At 39.5% G+C, this 15,327-nt stretch carries 13 protein-coding genes and 1 pseudogene; 6 read left to right on the top strand and 8 right to left on the bottom strand.

Annotated elements, in window-relative coordinates; translation table 11 throughout:
- Positions 1-93: 93 nt before the first annotated feature.
- The gene (mnmA, locus tag TZ91_RS09205; protein ID WP_001282954.1) at positions 94-1,215 is read right to left on the bottom strand and encodes a tRNA 2-thiouridine(34) synthase MnmA; all 1,122 of its coding nucleotides are present in this window, start codon (positions 1,213-1,215) and stop codon (positions 94-96) included.
- A 460-nt stretch (positions 1,216-1,675) separates the two neighbouring features.
- On the opposite strand from mnmA, the gene TZ91_RS09210 reads away from it, so the two are divergent.
- The gene (locus TZ91_RS09210) at positions 1,676-2,548 is read left to right on the top strand and encodes a hypothetical protein (RefSeq protein WP_033687519.1); all 873 of its coding nucleotides are present in this window, start codon (positions 1,676-1,678) and stop codon (positions 2,546-2,548) included.
- A gap of 241 nt (positions 2,549-2,789) precedes the next feature.
- Here the strand turns inward: TZ91_RS09210 and argH are convergent.
- The 4 genes and pseudogenes from argH to TZ91_RS09230 all read right to left on the bottom strand — a co-directional run.
- Positions 2,790-3,811, bottom strand: a pseudogene (gene argH, locus TZ91_RS09215) (argininosuccinate lyase); the annotation flags it as partial.
- A gap of 105 nt (positions 3,812-3,916) precedes the next feature.
- On the bottom strand, positions 3,917-4,558 hold the full coding sequence (locus TZ91_RS09220; protein WP_033687520.1) for an ABC transporter ATP-binding protein: 642 nt from the start codon (positions 4,556-4,558) through the stop codon (positions 3,917-3,919).
- Entirely contained in the window at positions 4,555-6,663 is a 2,109-nt protein-coding gene (locus TZ91_RS09225; protein WP_033687522.1) for an amino acid ABC transporter permease, read from the bottom strand. The genes TZ91_RS09220 and TZ91_RS09225 overlap by 4 nt, the downstream gene beginning before the upstream one ends.
- 157 nt (positions 6,664-6,820) lie before the next feature.
- Positions 6,821-7,408 carry a hypothetical protein gene (locus TZ91_RS09230; RefSeq protein ID WP_033687524.1) on the bottom strand — a complete coding sequence of 196 codons (588 nt, stop codon included), beginning with the start codon at positions 7,406-7,408 and terminating at the stop codon, positions 6,821-6,823.
- A gap of 321 nt (positions 7,409-7,729) precedes the next feature.
- Here TZ91_RS09230 and TZ91_RS09240 point away from each other — a divergent pair, with 321 nt between their 5' ends.
- Entirely contained in the window at positions 7,730-8,593 is an 864-nt protein-coding gene (locus TZ91_RS09240; RefSeq protein WP_033687525.1) for a helix-turn-helix domain-containing protein, read from the top strand.
- 51 nt (positions 8,594-8,644) lie between these two features.
- On the opposite strand, the gene apf is transcribed toward TZ91_RS09240, so the two are convergent.
- On the bottom strand, positions 8,645-9,292 hold the full coding sequence (apf, locus tag TZ91_RS09245) for an aggregation-promoting factor (RefSeq protein WP_033687528.1): 648 nt from the start codon (positions 9,290-9,292) through the stop codon (positions 8,645-8,647).
- 239 nt (positions 9,293-9,531) lie between these two features.
- Here apf and sdaAB point away from each other — a divergent pair, with 239 nt between their 5' ends.
- Genes sdaAB through TZ91_RS10480 form a run of 4 tightly spaced genes read left to right on the top strand, consistent with a single transcriptional unit; the run spans position 9,532 to position 11,979 of the window.
- Positions 9,532-10,203, top strand: a complete 672-nt coding sequence (sdaAB, locus tag TZ91_RS09250; protein WP_000838912.1) for an L-serine ammonia-lyase, iron-sulfur-dependent subunit beta — start codon at positions 9,532-9,534, stop codon at positions 10,201-10,203.
- A gap of 8 nt (positions 10,204-10,211) precedes the next feature.
- Positions 10,212-11,084 carry an L-serine ammonia-lyase, iron-sulfur-dependent, subunit alpha gene (gene sdaAA / locus TZ91_RS09255; RefSeq protein ID WP_033687533.1) on the top strand — a complete coding sequence of 291 codons (873 nt, stop codon included), beginning with the start codon at positions 10,212-10,214 and terminating at the stop codon, positions 11,082-11,084.
- 21 nt (positions 11,085-11,105) lie between these two features.
- On the top strand, positions 11,106-11,738 hold the full coding sequence (locus TZ91_RS09260) for an HAD-IA family hydrolase (protein WP_033687536.1): 633 nt from the start codon (positions 11,106-11,108) through the stop codon (positions 11,736-11,738).
- Between the two features lie 49 nt (positions 11,739-11,787).
- Complete coding sequence (locus TZ91_RS10480; RefSeq protein WP_033687538.1) at positions 11,788-11,979, top strand: hypothetical protein; 192 nt, start codon at positions 11,788-11,790, stop codon at positions 11,977-11,979.
- A gap of 22 nt (positions 11,980-12,001) precedes the next feature.
- Here TZ91_RS10480 and TZ91_RS10280 read toward each other — a convergent pair.
- Together TZ91_RS10280 and TZ91_RS09280 are read right to left on the bottom strand one after the other, a co-directional pair.
- Positions 12,002-13,350 (bottom strand): IS3 family transposase gene (locus TZ91_RS10280; RefSeq protein ID WP_115262387.1). Its coding sequence is split into 2 segments (ribosomal slippage): positions 12,002-12,909 and positions 12,909-13,350, totalling 1,350 coding nucleotides; the frame shifts between segments, so codons are not numbered across the junction.
- Between the two features lie 87 nt (positions 13,351-13,437).
- Positions 13,438-15,288: a polysaccharide biosynthesis protein gene (locus tag TZ91_RS09280; protein WP_033687539.1), complete on the bottom strand. Its 1,851-nt coding sequence runs from the start codon at positions 15,286-15,288 to the stop codon at positions 13,438-13,440.
- Between the last annotated feature and the right edge of the window lie 39 nt (positions 15,289-15,327).

A 15,327-nucleotide genomic window follows, 5' to 3' on the forward strand; every position in this document is an offset into this window, starting at 1 on the left:
AAGTGCAGGACAAAAAAGCCTGCAACATCCATGAGCTTTGACCATCATTTCTATTGCTTTTATTATTGTAGCAAATTGAGAAAATTTGTCAATCTAAATGTACTGACAAACTTGTCCGTCCCGGTAAGCATTGTCAATCAAACCACCACCTAGACACTCTTCGCCATCGTAAAAGACAACTGCCTGTCCTGGTGTAATCGCGCGTTGCGGTTCTGCAAAGATAACCTCTGCCTTATCTCCTTTGACATGGACGGTCACCTTAGAATCAGGCTGACGATAGCGGAATTTAGCCGTACATTCGAGCGTAAACTCTTCTGGCATTTCACGAGTAAAGTGGACTTGACTGGCTTCTAGACTGGTTGACATGAGCGAGTCATGGTAGAAACCTTGGCCAACATAGAGGATATTCTTGCTGAGGTCTTTTCCGACAACGAACCAAGGGGCATTGTCTCCACCGTGTTGCCCACCGATACCTAGACCTCCACGCTGACCAATCGTATAGTACATCAGACCTGCATGCTCGCCCATATCGCGACCATCCACAGTCATCATGCGACCAGGCTGAGCTGGCAAGTAGTTGCTGAGGAAGTTTTTAAAGTTCTTTTCTCCGATAAAACAAATCCCTGTCGAGTCTTTCTTCTTAGCAGTCGCAAGACCTGCTTCTTCTGCTAGTCTGCGAACTTCAGGCTTTTCCAAATGTCCTAGTGGGAACATGGTTTTTTGAAGTTGTTCTTGCGACAGTTGGCTGAGGAAATAGGTCTGATCCTTGCCATTGTCCACGCCACGAAGCATATGAACAGTACCATCTTCATCACGCGCCACTCGGGCATAATGCCCAGTCGCTACATAGTCTGCCCCCAAGGTCATGGCATAGTCCAAAAAGGCCTTAAACTTGATTTCCTTATTGCACATAACATCTGGATTGGGCGTGCGTCCTGCACGGTATTCCGCTAGGAAATACTCAAAAACGCGGTCCCAGTACTCTTTTTCAAAATTGACAGAGTAGTAGGGAATGCCAATCTGGTCTGCCACCGCAGCCACATCCTTGTAATCTTCGGTCGCCGTACAGACGCCGTTTTCATCTGTGTCATCCCAGTTCTTCATGAAGATACCGATCACATCGTAGCCCTGCTCCTTGAGAAGAAGAGCCGTCACCGACGAATCGACACCACCACTCATCCCCACAACAACACGTGTTTTAGAGTTATCACTCATGGTAAGTCTCCCATCTATTCGTTTATTTATACCCCTCAAAATTCTATTTACTATGACTTTCAATAGAATTTCTTCGAGTATAGTCTTTTCGTTTGCTTTTAGGACTAGGCAACGAGTCGCAGGCATAACTTGAGTTAGGCAAGACGAGTTAACGACGTAATAAAAGATAAACGAAATGACTAGTTCACGATTGAAGGTCGTGTGTGCTTAACGATTGAAGGTCGCTTGAGCAGTATTCATTATAACATGCTTGGTTAGAGAAGACAAGAAAGAGGATGATAATCTACAAGCCTCTCTGTAAATACATATATAATTGTTTAAAAAGAAGGTAATTTATAGCTTAATCCCTCTACTGCTTATTATCTTATTTATAAAATAAACTAAAAATGATATACTGTAATGAGGAGGAATACGTACATGATCCCTTAAAGATACTACCATCCATGTACGTAGAACGATTGTGAAAAACTACAAAGATATTCTAAAATCAAAAAACACCATTTTTACTATTATCATTGTCGCAAGTCTTGGACTTTTAATAGGTTTAGTCATTCATCAAGAAAACATCTTAACAGAAAGAGGCAATATTGCTTTCTTCAAACGGCAAAAAAATGAACAAGATGTCGAACAAGTAAAAAAAGCCATCAAAGATTTTAATATCGATTCTGAAACAATTATAGAAGATTGGAAAAGAATTCAAGAATTGAAGCCAAACACTGACGAAGGCAAGCAAACATTAGCAGACTTTCTTACTACTACGTCCGATAAAATCACCAATCATTATAGCGAAAAAGCTTTAAAAATGGATATAAAGGAATCCGATAGTCAGTTTGAAGATAAACAAACACTTGAAACAGCCATCACTTCCTTACAAAAAATACTAGGAATCATTAAAAGTGTCAACTCCACAAGCGAACAAGCCACTATTGATGAAAAAATAAAACCCATCCAAGAACTAATTTCTAAATTCCAAAAGCAAGTTGAAGTCTTGACCAAAAAAGAAGGACAAAAGACTGACAAAAAAGAAACAGGAACGACTAGTAGCGAGAGGGAAAGAGAAACCTATTCTTCAGGAGGAGAGAGCTACACTCCAACCTATACTGAGTCAAATGGGAGCAGATACAGTTCACAAGCGCCTGCAAGCGAACAACCTTCATCTGATAGTGCTGGCAGCAACGGAAATGATGTGGCAAGTACACAAAATCAAGCAGCTAATACTTCAGAAGTTCAAGCAGAGACTAATACCAATAGTAACAATGCTGGAGTTCCCACAACAAACAGTGATGATCTCGCTAGTTTAGGTGGCGGAGTTACATCATTCGGTCAGCAGTAATCCTTAAGAAAAAGACTGGCCAAAAAGCTTTGAAATCAGACAAACGCATATTATCAGGTAAGCAACACCTGATAATATGCGTTTTATTGTGGAAAGATTTACTTCATTTCTTCTGAAATTGAGTTTATATTCATCCTACATAGTAGACAAAAAATCATTACAAAACGGATAAAAATCACAAAATAAAGGCTCATACTGACTTATTATGAAAATAAGCTTGCGCCTTTATTTTTACTGCTTATCAACTTTTTAAATCTTTATTTGCTTTCTTAGCGACTGCAATTTGGTATTTCACTTGGTCAAATCCTGTACCTCCCAAGGAATTTCGTCTTTGAACAGCAGTTTTAGGTTGTAAGTAGACATAAATATCCTCGGCAATGAGGGAATGATAGGTTTGTAATTCCTCCAAAGTCCAATCTTGAATATTTTTAGCAGACTTGATAGAGTCTAGCACTAATCTTCTCACAGCCTCATGAGCTTCTCTAAATGGCAAACCTTTCCCTGCCAAATAATCTGCTAACTCAGTTGCATTTAAAAAGTCCTTCTCTGTAGACTCTTGCATTTTTTCCTGGTTCACCTGCAAGCTAGATAACATACCTGCCAATACATCGAGGGAATTTAAAATCGTTTCGACCGTATCAAACATCCCTCCTTATCCTCTTGCAAATCCTTATTATAAGCTAAAGGCAAGGACTTCATGACTGTCAATAATCCAAACAGATTCCCATAAACTCTACCAGTCTTTCCTCGAATCAACTCAGCCATATCTGGATTTTTCTTTTGGGGCATAATAGAGGAACCTGTTGTAAATGTATCTGACAAGGTAATGAATTGGTACTCAAAACTACACCAATTTATCATTTCTTCGCAAAAACGACCCATATGCATCATGAGTATGCTGGCATTTGATAGAAATTCTAAGATAAAATCGCGGTCACTAACAGCATCCAAAGAATTTGTATACGGTTGCTTAAACTCCAACAAATCACTAGTCAAGTAGCGATCAATGGGGAAAGTCGTCCCTGCCAAAGCTGCTGTACCTAGAGGACATAGGTCTGTATGCTTCTGGTTGAATTCAAAGCACTCACTGTCTCTCTGAAACATATTGTAATAAGCCATCAGGTGGTGGGCAAAACTAATAGGCTGGGCATGTTGCAGATGGGTATAGCCCGGCATGATAGTCTCCACATGATTTTCCGCCAAGTCTAATAAAACACCTTTGAGATGAGCCAGTTTATCTAGGACATGGCCAAGTTGTTCCTTAAAAACCTAGGAAAACTACATAAAAATTTCATTCCTAAGCTTATTGATGCTATTTATCTATGGGGAAACATGAGTATTCAGTCAGTCAAAATAAGCAGAGCTAACTCATTTCCCCTCGCCCAATTCAATGATACGATGACATTGTTGGGCTACATAAGCATCGTGGGTCACAATAATAACTGTTTTCCCCTCGCGATTCATCTCTAAGAGAAACTTCAAGACCAAATCTCTATTTTCAGGATCCAGAGAACCTGTTGGTTCATCGGCTAAAATCAGCTGGTTGGGTTTTAAGATGGCTCTAGCAACTGCAATTCGTTGTTGCTCCCCACCAGACAACTCGGAAACCTTTTGATGCAAAGTAGCTGACAAACCTACTCTCTCTAAAATCTCTTCCACCTTTTTGAGCTTGTCTTTCTTAGACAATTTCACATATTTCAGTGCCAGCATAAGATTGTACTCGACCGTTTCATCATCAATCAGGGCAAAATTTTGAAACAGATAAGAGATATGTTCACGGATTATTGTTTGTGATTTAGCAGAATTGACCGCTAGATTTGTCTGACCAAAAATCTCATACCGTCCGCTATAATCACCATCTATCAAACCTAATAAATTTAACAAGGTCGACTTACCACTACCACTCTTGCCAACAATGGCTACCAAATCCCCCTGATCAATCCTGAGAGACAAGTGATCCAAAATCACTTTTCTCCCAATGGTTTTGGTAATATTTTCCAACTCAATCATAAGATGCCCCCTTTCAATAACTCTACTAGACTTCTTTTCTCCATCCTAGAAGCCAAGACTAACACAAATAGTATATCCAGACATGTAAAGCCTGCAAACAGCAGAAGTGGCAAGAACGCATAGGCAAAGAAAATCAATATTAGAAGAGACAGACTATAGCCCAGCAAGAGCAGAACTAAGAGAGGACGGTAGCGATCGACCAGTTTCCACCCCATAAACTTCTTGGTAATGATATCCCTGCGCTTCAACAAGAAAGTGGTAATGAGTAAAAAGTAGGAGACAATCATACTGAGAAGAGCAAATAAGGCAAAAAGAACGTTAAAATTACGAACAGAATCCCGATAGGTATCAACTATCTCCTCTTGAATTGCTTGAATCGATGAAAATTTTAAATAGCTACCATCAGATAAGTTATCGACTAACTCTGTAATCACTTTTTGATTTTGTTCTGTATTTTCAACTTTCATCGGATTGTTTAAACCTGTCATTGACAAGTGAGTCTTTTCTTCCCACATCATGTCTTGATCATTTACCAGACTAATGATTGGATTGTGGAGATTTTCCTTTCGCTCATTATTATAAGGGAAGAAAGACCAATCTCCTTCATAGTAGGCAATTTCTACATCCATATCTTCTATTGTTTTCTTTTGTTGATCTTCATACCTCATAGAAATATAGGCGATGGATTTTCCCAAGAACTGATTCTTGCCTTCTTGTTCTTTGTCACTGGCTGGCAACAAAATCACCTTTTTAGTGCCGATATCAGGTAACTTAAAGCCCTGACTCTCTAAAAATTGACGATTTGCATAGTAAACATCTACCTTATCAGGCAGTTGGTACTGCTGTACTTGTTCAGCTTTGATGACTGGTTTGATAGGAAGACTCGCACTTCGCACATAGTTTACTTGTGTTTTTGCTAGCAAATCTTGATAAAATTGGTAGAAATAATCTGTAGATTTCCCTGAACCGGCTAGCTCTTCTTGCCACAGGTTATCATTGAGTTTGAAGGTTTCTAAGGTTAGGTAATTGCCTTGGCTTACCCACTGTTGCTGATAAGCAAGTTCTTTGTTTTCTTGTTCTAGACTTTTGCCCACCCCAATCAGTAATGCCGTCAGTAAAATAGTTGTTCCTATTTTCATCACATAATTGAAGATAAGACCAAGTTTGACAGATGAAAAACCTTTCAACATGGAACTGACTGTCATTTTCTGAATCATCAGGTAGGTCAGCCAACTGATGAACAAATACAACTGTAAAAGCAGAAATTGGGATAAGAGTAAACTTGGAAACAAAAGTTTTGGCCTGTAGTCCAGCACTAAAAATAGTCCCAAGTCAATGACAAGACTTCCACCCAAGAGAAGATAAAAATTAGTCTTTACAAAACCAGCTAAAATCGCCCTGCTTTGAAAACCAAGTAACTTTTGAACCCCCACTCGTTTCATCTCCATCATCGGCTGATAAACTGTCATTAAAATCACAAGCAAGATTACCAAGATAAAGATAATGATAGATAGTAACAAAGCTTGATTTAGCACTCCAACCTGACTTCGGTAAGTGGGTTCTAATAAAATCATCTTATCTATCTGGAAAAAATCACTCCACTTTTGTAGAATGGTATCGCGATCTATCTCTTTGCTGGAGGTAATCATGTAGCGTCCATTTACAGTATGGGATTTATCCTCAATATAGGATTGGAAGGTCTGGAGTCGAATAAGTTTCACCTTTAAAAAGGTGGGAATGGTTCCTAGATTATTGGGAAGATTCTGGTTGCTGTAGACACCCTTCTCATTCTTTGAAAAATCAAGAGAAGTCAGACCGAACTCCTGATAGGGGAAGGTCTCCTTATCAAAAATACCAGCCTTGACCACCTCATCGCCATTATCTACTTTGATAATAGAGACCTTGTCTTGACTTGCAACCTCTTCAAAAAACTGGAGAATCGTTTCTGTCGGTTTAGTGACATCTTTCAAGTACAAGTCAAATGAATAAGTTGTCTTGCCCATCTCCTGAATCCGCACTATTTCTCGTGTAACATTTACATTCAGGACAAAAAACGTAGTACACAGTAAGAGCAAGAGCATACAAAAATGACTGATTTTTTTCATAGAGATACCTCCCGTGAAGAGACGAAACTGGGAAAAAACTAACTTTCCAATAAAGCCACACAGTGATTCTCTCAGCTTAATTGTGTTCAAGGCTGAAAACACTGTGTAGTTTTGAATGTTTGAACGTTTAGAGATTAGATTTTTAGGCAATTGTCTATCAGAATGTCCTTTTATCTGTCAATAATCCTAGAAAATCTTGTCTCTTTAAGTCTGAGAAGTGTTTGGTAGAAAGGCTTCCTTTTTGAAGTCCATCATCTCTAACCTGTAAATAATAGCTATGTTGGCTTGTTTTAATTGTCAAAAAATCGCCCAATACAAAAATTTTTTTCCAGTTGCGAATCTCAAATTCTTTCATCTCTGATTTTGGAATGCGGATAAGTCCTTGCCGAAAATCACGATGATGCTCACTTGTGAAAGTCATACCATTTCCAAGATTTCTTATCAGCAGTTCATCTGGAGTCACCATCACCAGCGCTATTTTAGTTAAGAAAATTTCAACTGTTGGTGGTAAAATCGCCAAATTAAACCAGGGATGTAGGTAGCGATAGGCTAAGAAATAATGAGGCTCCTCACCCAATCCTAGTTGTTTATATAAGGCCTTGACCTCACTATCTAACCTCGCTTCAAAAGACACATCCGAATGCTCTTCTTCCTTCCTCTGATTAACATAACGCATCCAGACTAGGAAACCTATAAAGACTAGGGCAAATATTCCTGATAAAAGATATTTTAAATTGTAGTTCATCACTTAACCTCCTGATTCACGACTCTACATAAAGCAGAGGCCTATTTATTTTGAAAATAGTTCCATCACAACTTTAAATAAGACGGGTGTCATTAAAATTAGGATAATTCCTATCACAAATATCATAACTACTCGAAAAAGTTCCTTATTTTTAAACATTTTATCCCCCCTTTTCTAGCTACATCATAGTACTGTTAAGCCCATTTTAAAATTATACCAATCTTATTTTAGTTTTATTTTCTACTTTTTATATTACTATGATACAATATTTTTAATAGGATTTTATTGTTTGTTAACTTTTTTCACGAAAAGGAGAAAATCATGCGTTATGATTTCGGAAAGGTCTATAAAGAAATACGTGAGTCAAAAGGATTGACCCAAGAAGAGGTCTGTGGGAATGTCCTATCAAGAACCAGCCTATCAAAGATTGAAAGTGGTAAAGTAACTCCTAAATATGAAAATATGGATTTTCTTCTCCGGCAAATGAATATGAGTTTTGAAGAATTTGACTACATCTGCCATCTCTATCAGCCGAGCCAACGGACAGAAATCATGCAAACTTATCTCAATATGAATTCCATCATTGGTGGCAGTGGTCTAGTTGATTTTTTTGAAACATGCCAAAACTATCTAAAGACCCATCACGACCTGCCTATAGAAGAAATCAGGGATATGCTTGAAGTTGTCATTCATATTCGTCAACATGGTACAAAGAAACTGTCGGACCAAGTGAAACAGACTATCAAAAAGTTGTGGGAAAAAATTGAAAAACAAGATACATGGTATGAAAGTGACCTAAAAATCCTCAATACCATCCTTTTCAGCTTTCCCATTGATCACCTCCATCTCATTACTGGAAAAATCCTGCAACGCTTGGAAGTCTATAAAAACTACCAACATTTATATGACTTACGAATGGCAATCCTACTCAATCTGTCCACCATTTACTTATACCATCAAGACAAAAACATGTGTCAACAAATCTGCTATACTTTACTAGAGGATGCTAAGAAAAAGAAGCACTACGATAGGCTTGCTATCTGCTATATCCGTATCGGAATTTGTAGGGATGATGCTAAATTTATCCAAAAAGGGTTCTCCCTTCTAGAGCTGACCGAGGAAACTTCTATGCTGTCTCATCTCAAAAAAGAAGTGGAGACCTATTATCAACCGAAGAAAAGATAAAAAGGTCGAGGAATTTTCTCGACCTTTTCATATTATTCTGTTCGTTATTTCTTAATACCAGCCGTTGTTAAGCCAGAAGTTTTTAGCAGCTGACCATGAACCGTAACGTCCTGCAACATAAGCATCTGCTACACGTTCTTGGTTTTCAGCTGAGTAATCACCGTTCAAGTATGAATCTGTCAATTGGTAACGTCCAATGTATTGGCCGTTTGTAGCTGTGTAGCTACCACCTGATTCTTTTTGTGCAATCCATTCTTTAGCTTCTGCTTCAGATCCACTTACAGTTGCAGCTGGTGCTGAAGTTTCTGCTGCAGCAACCGTTTCTTCTGCTGCAGGTGCGCTTGCCACTGGAGCTTCTTCTGCTACCTCTGCAGTTTCTGCTACTGGAGCTGAAACAGTTTCATCTTGAGCAGCTGGTGCTGCATAAGTAGTTGGCGCTGGTGTTGCAACAGGCGCTACAGGGCCATCAATAACCAACTCTTGACCAACATAAATCAAATGAATGTTGTCGATGTGGTTGTTTTCTGCCAATTTCTCAACAGTTGTGTTGTGAGTTTCAGCAATTTCTGAAAGTGTATCACCTTCTTTAACAGTGTAAGTTGATGATTCTTGAGCAGATACAAATGATGGAGCAAATACTGCAAACAAGGCAGCTACTCCTGCAAGAGTTGTTTTAATCTTTTTAGTTGTTGATTTCATATTTGAAAATTCTCCTTCTTTCTATAGTTCTATCATACCCTTTAAATATTACCGTTTCTTGACACTTTTATGTAGAAATATTACAAAATTATTTTTTATTTCTCTAAATAAGCCATTTTTTGTTACAAAAGATGCTTTTTTATGCTATTTGTAGTGTAAAAAGGTTTTCATCCACAATTAAAGCCAAGACCTTCATTCTTTGATATAATAGAGATAAGAATTTTTATAAGGGGAAACTGATGAAATCACTTCGTTTTCAATCTGTCTTTGATATCATCGGACCAGTTATGATTGGCCCATCTAGTAGCCATACAGCTGGTGCTGTTCGTATTGGGAAGATTGTCTCTTCCATTTTTGATGATACTCCGACAGAAGTCGAATTCCAACTATTTAACTCATTTGCCAAGACCTATCGTGGTCACGGAACAGACCTAGCCCTTGTTGCAGGTATTTTGGGCATGGATACAGATGATCCTGAAATCCCAAACAGCCTGGAAATTGCCCACAAGCGTGGCATCAAGATTGTCTGGACCATTCAGAAAGACAGCAATGCTCCTCACCCAAACACCACTAAAATTACCGTCAAAAATGCTCACAAGACCATCAGCGTAACTGGTATTTCTATCGGTGGAGGAAATATTCAGGTAACCGAACTCAATGGCTTTGCCGTCTCTCTCAATATGAATACACCAACTATCATCATTGTTCATCAAGATATTCCAGGTATGATTGCCCTCGTAACAGAGGCCCTTTCCCGCTATGGTATCAATATCGCCCAGATGAATGTTACTCGTGAAAAAGCTGGTGAAAAAGCCATTATGATTATCGAAGTCGACAGTCGCAACTGTGATGAAGCCATCGAAGAAATTCGAAAAATCCCTCATCTTCACAATGTCAATTTCTTTAAATAGGAGGAAGCATGTTTTATTCTATCAAAGAATTGGTCGAGCAGGCAGAACTAGACTTTCAAGGAAATGTCGCAGAACTCATGATTACAACAGAGTTTGAATTGACCGGTCGCGAACGTGAAGAAGTCTTCCTTCTCATGGAACGCAATCTGGAAGTCATGAAAGCCTCTGTCCAACTTGGCCTCAATGAAAATAAATCTCGTAGTGGCCTGACAGGTGGAGATGCTGCCAAATTGGATCACTACATTAAAAACGGAAAAACTCTGTCAGATTACACGATTCTCTCTGCTGTCCGAAATGCCATTGCAGTCAATGAACACAATGCTAAAATGGGCTTGGTTTGTGCCACTCCGACCGCAGGAAGTTCTGGCTGTCTGCCCTCAGTTCTAACAGCTGCTATTGAAAAATTAGACCTCAGCCACGAGCAACAGCTGGATTTCCTCTTTGCTGCTGGTGCCTTTGGACTAGTCATCGCAAACAATGCCTCTATCTCAGGGGCTGAAGGTGGCTGTCAGGCCGAGGTTGGTTCGGCCTCTGCTATGAGTGCTGCAGCCTTGACTCTAGCTGCCGGTGGAACACCTTATCAGGCCAGTCAGGCCATTGCCTTTGTCATTAAAAATATGCTAGGCCTCATCTGTGACCCTGTTGCCGGCTTGGTCGAAGTTCCCTGCGTCAAGCGCAATGCTATGGGAGCTAGCTTTGCCTTCATCGCAGCAGACATGGCCTTGGCAGGTATCGAATCTAAAATTCCTGTGGATGAAGTTATCGATGCCATGTACCAAGTAGGAGCAAGCATGCCAACTGCCTTCCGTGAAACAGCTGAAGGTGGTCTCGCTGCCACCCCTACTGGTCGTCGCCTCCAAAAAGAAATTTTCGGAGAATAAGTTTATCAAATAGGAGAAACCATGACCTCTATCACAGCGATCTTTTTCGATCTGGACGGAACCCTCGTTGACAGTTCTATCGGGATTCACAATGCTTTTACCTATACCTTTAAGGAGCTGGGGGTGCCTAGCCCTGATGCCAAAACTATTCGTGGTTTTATGGGGCCGCCTCTCGAAAGTAGTTTTGCGACCTGCCTGCCTAAAGAACAAATTTCTAAAGCCGTGCAGATATACCGTTCTTACTACAAGGCAAAAGGTATCCATGAAGCTCAACTCTTTCCCCAGATTGTAGAATTACTTCAAGAACTGTCCAAGAATTACCCTCTCTACATCACCACTACAAAGAATACTCCAACCGCTCAAGACATGACTAAAAACTTGGGAATCTATCATTTCTTTGATGGCATTTATGGTTCCGGCCCTGAAGCACCCCATAAGGCAGATGTCATTCGCCAAGCCTTGAAGACACATCAACTAGCACCAGAACAAGCCATCATCATCGGAGATACCAAGTTTGATATGCAGGGGGCTGAAGAAACAGGCATTCAGAAATTGGCCGTCACTTGGGGATTTGGAGAACAAGCAGATCTACTAAACTATCAACCTGATTATATCGCTCACAAACCCATAGAAGTTTTGGAGTATTTTCAATAACATAGACTGGGCGACAACTCTATTTCAGAAGAAAATGGAGTAATACTCAATGAAAATCAAAGAGCAAACTAGGAAAGTAGCCGCAGGCTGCTCAAAACACTGTTTTGAGGTTGTGGATAGTACTGACGAAGTCAGTAACCATACCTACGGCAAGGCGACGTTGACGTGGTTTGAAGAGATTTTCGAAGAGTATAAGTCTCCACATAACAAAACGCATATTACCAAGGTTTTTCTGTACTGACCCCAAAAAGTTAGACAAATAATTATTGAAAGGATTTAGTTCTGTATTGCACAGGACTGAGTCCTTTTAGTTTAACCTTAATTCGTTTGTTGTTGTAGTAATCAATATAGTCTACAATGGCTTGTTCCAATTGCTTAAGCGACTGAAATGACTTCTCATAACCATAAAACATCTCCGATTTCAGAATGCCAAAGAAGGACTCCATCATACCGTTGTCTGGGCTGTTACCCTTGCGCGACATAGATGCTTGAATTCCCTTACTCTCTAGGAACCGATGATAAGAGTCGTGTTGGTATTGCCAACCTTGGTCACTATGGAGAATCGTATCCTCGTAGTGTTTCTCTGTGAAGGCCTGTTCCAACATCGTTTTTACTTGTTCTAAGTTAGGTGAAGTTGAAAGATTATAGGCGATAATTTCGCTATTAAAACCATCTAAAACTGGTGATAAGTAAAGCTTTTGAGTACTTGCTGGAATGGCAAATTCTGTCACATCTGTGTAGCACTTTTCCATTGTTTTAGAGCCTTTAAATTGACGTTGAATGAGATTCTCTGCCTTCTTACCAACATCTCCTTTATGAGAAGAATATTTTCGTTTCTGTCGCACTTTAGCTTGTAAATTGAGTACTTTCATCAAGCGTTGAACTCTTTTCTGATTTACCAGATAACCACGATTTCTTAGTTCTAAATGAATCCGACGATAACCATAATTTCCCTTGTGTTCGATAAAAATGGATTGAATTTCAGCTTTAAGCTCTTGGTCCTTATCTGGTTTGTCTAGTTGTTTCAAGTGATAGTAGTAGGTCGAACGAGCTAGTTTAATGGCTTTTAGAAGAATATCTAACGAAAACTCAGTCATTAATTCTTGAACAATTTCTGTCTTTCTTCTTTCTCTTTTTTCTCCTTCAATCGGAGTTCTCTCAACTTTTTTAGGATGGCATTCTCCGCTCTCAGGTACTCATTTTCTGCTTGAAGACGTTCTAATTCTGTCCTCTCTTCAGGTCTCTTTTTTGGCTTACGTCCCATTTTAGGTACTCTCCCTCTTGTTTTCTCAACAATAGTATACCCATTTTTCTTGTATTGTGCTAGCCAATTAAGAAGTATCGTACGACTTGGGAGGCCGTATTCAAGAGAAACTCTATCTTTAGTCCAGCCTTCATGTAAGACTTTATGAATCATTTCTTGTTTTAAATCAGGAGAATAGTAACGATTTTTTCCTTTTTTGACGAACTCTATTCCGTAACGATCAATCAATTTAATCATATACCTAAGATTAGAATTATTTATCCCAAATTTATTTGAAAGCTTCTCTAAGCTATAGCCTTGTTTTCTAAGTTCATAGATCTGAACTTTATCATCATAAGTTAATTTCATAATAAAAATACCCCAAAAGTTAGATTTTCTCTGTCTAACTTTTGGGGTGCAGTTCATTCAAGACCTAATAATATGCGTTTTTCTTTTTTATTCAACGTGGGTTGTTTGATTGGCAAAGGCGATAATAGCTTGCTTCAACTCATCTCCACTAAGAGTGCGGAACTCTTCAATCTTTTGATCGATTGCTTCTAGAGGCATGACATTAACTTTACCAACGAAAATCTTATCCATAACTTGATTATCAACAAGTTCGGTTGATACCAAGAGTTCTTCGTAGAGTTTTTCGCCTGGGCGGATTCCAACTTCAACAATTGGAATTTCGCTTTCGGTGTGTCCACTTAGAAGGACCATTTTCTTGGCCAAGTCATAAATCTTGACTGGTTTGCCCATATCAAGGATAAAGACTTCTCCATCCTTGGCATAAGCACCAGCATGGATAACCAAACGGCTAGCTTCTGGAATAGTCATAAAGTAACGGGTCATGCGGAAGTCTGTCACCGTTACAGGACCGCCTTCAGCAATCTGACGTTCAAAGACAGGAATCACACTACCTCGGCTACCAAGAACATTCCCAAAACGAACCGCACAGTAAGTCGATTGGCTACGTTGGTTAAAACCAGTGACAATCAACTCCGCCACGCGCTTGGTTGCTCCCATAACATTTGGCGGATTAACCGCCTTATCTGTCGAAATCATAACCATCTTAGGTACTTTGGCTTCATCAACAGCCTTAGCAACATTGTAAGTTCCACGAATGTTATTTTTGAAGGCTTCTTTTGGATTGCGCTCCATCATAGGAACGTGCTTGTGAGCAGCCGCATGATAAACAATAGCTGGCTTGTACTGCTCAAAAACTTGCAACAAGCGGTCATAATCCTGAATATCTGCAATCACAGGAACATAGTCAATCCCTTGGAATTTACGAATCAATTCATGATAGACTAGATAGATAGAATTTTCTCCGTGACCAAGTAATACAATGCGTTCAGGATTGAATCGACTGACTTGACGACAGATTTCAGAACCAATAGAACCACCAGCACCTGTGACTAAGATTGTCTTACCTGTCAGTTCTGCGCCCAGACGCGATTCATCAAGACGAATTTCCTGACGTCCCAAAAGGTCTGTGATATCAATCTTCTGGAATCCTCCACCTGCTTGGTGAAGTCCCTGAACAACGGTTTCAACCTTAGGCATCTTGTAACATTTGACACCCAGCTTATTACACATCTGCAAGATACGTTCATATTCTGACGGGTCAAGCGACGGAATCGCAACGATAACACGCTCGATTTGATGGCGTTTGGCTAATTCAGGCAGATCATCATATGAACCCAAAACAGGGATTCCACCAAGTTTTTGGCCCTTTTTCTTAGAATCCTTGTCCAAAATACCGACAAGTTCTAATTCACTGGTTGGATGTTGGTAGCTATCCATAAAGAGGGCCCCACCATCACCAGCACCGATCAAGAAGGTCCGACGGTGTTCTCCATCACCACTTCCCTTTTTGCGTTTAGAGTAGATTAACTGCCAAGTAATCCGTGGCAATAAAATCAAGAAAGTACTCAACAAGATAAAGAGCACGATAAAACGGATGGAGAAGAGGGGCAAGAAGGCATAGCAGATACTATATGACAAGACGCTGCTCACAGTCACACCAAAAAAGATTTTCATGAAATCCGTAATCTTGCTGTAACGACTAATACTAGCGTTCAATCCCCAAAATCCAATCATTAATTGATAGAACAGGAAGGCCAAACTCGTATAGATAATGTAGTCAACAGGTGCTGGATTAATCAATCCGTAGAATAAAATATAAGATACAATGATGGAAACCACCATACTCAAAATATCAAATATTCCCCAGAAAACCTGTTTTTGTTGTTTATTTAAAATTTCCACCAGATCAATCACATAATCTGTGAGTTTTTTATTCATAGAAATTTACTCCTCCTTAAAAGAGTTTTACTATATTGT

Source organism: Streptococcus mitis (genome assembly GCF_000960025.1).
Taxonomy (GTDB): Bacteria; Bacillota; Bacilli; order Lactobacillales; family Streptococcaceae; genus Streptococcus; species Streptococcus mitis_DH.

Excerpts from the sequence above, each read along its gene's own strand:
- mnmA (WP_001282954.1), bottom strand. The coding sequence starts at position 1,215 with ATGAGTGATAACTCTAAAACACGTGTTGTTGTGGGGATGAGTGGTGGT.
- TZ91_RS09220 (WP_033687520.1), bottom strand. The coding sequence starts at position 4,558 with ATGATTGAGTTGGAAAATATTACCAAAACCATTGGGAGAAAAGTGATT.
- TZ91_RS09225 (WP_033687522.1), bottom strand. The coding sequence starts at position 6,663 with ATGAAAAAAATCAGTCATTTTTGTATGCTCTTGCTCTTACTGTGTACT.
- TZ91_RS09230 (WP_033687524.1), bottom strand. The coding sequence starts at position 7,408 with ATGAACTACAATTTAAAATATCTTTTATCAGGAATATTTGCCCTAGTC.
- TZ91_RS09240 (WP_033687525.1), top strand. The coding sequence starts at position 7,730 with ATGCGTTATGATTTCGGAAAGGTCTATAAAGAAATACGTGAGTCAAAA.
- apf (WP_033687528.1), bottom strand. The coding sequence starts at position 9,292 with ATGAAATCAACAACTAAAAAGATTAAAACAACTCTTGCAGGAGTAGCT.
- sdaAB (WP_000838912.1), top strand. The coding sequence starts at position 9,532 with ATGAAATCACTTCGTTTTCAATCTGTCTTTGATATCATCGGACCAGTT.
- sdaAA (WP_033687533.1), top strand. The coding sequence starts at position 10,212 with ATGTTTTATTCTATCAAAGAATTGGTCGAGCAGGCAGAACTAGACTTT.
- TZ91_RS09260 (WP_033687536.1), top strand. The coding sequence starts at position 11,106 with ATGACCTCTATCACAGCGATCTTTTTCGATCTGGACGGAACCCTCGTT.
- TZ91_RS10480 (WP_033687538.1), top strand. The coding sequence starts at position 11,788 with ATGAAAATCAAAGAGCAAACTAGGAAAGTAGCCGCAGGCTGCTCAAAA.
- TZ91_RS09280 (WP_033687539.1), bottom strand. The coding sequence starts at position 15,288 with ATGAATAAAAAACTCACAGATTATGTGATTGATCTGGTGGAAATTTTA.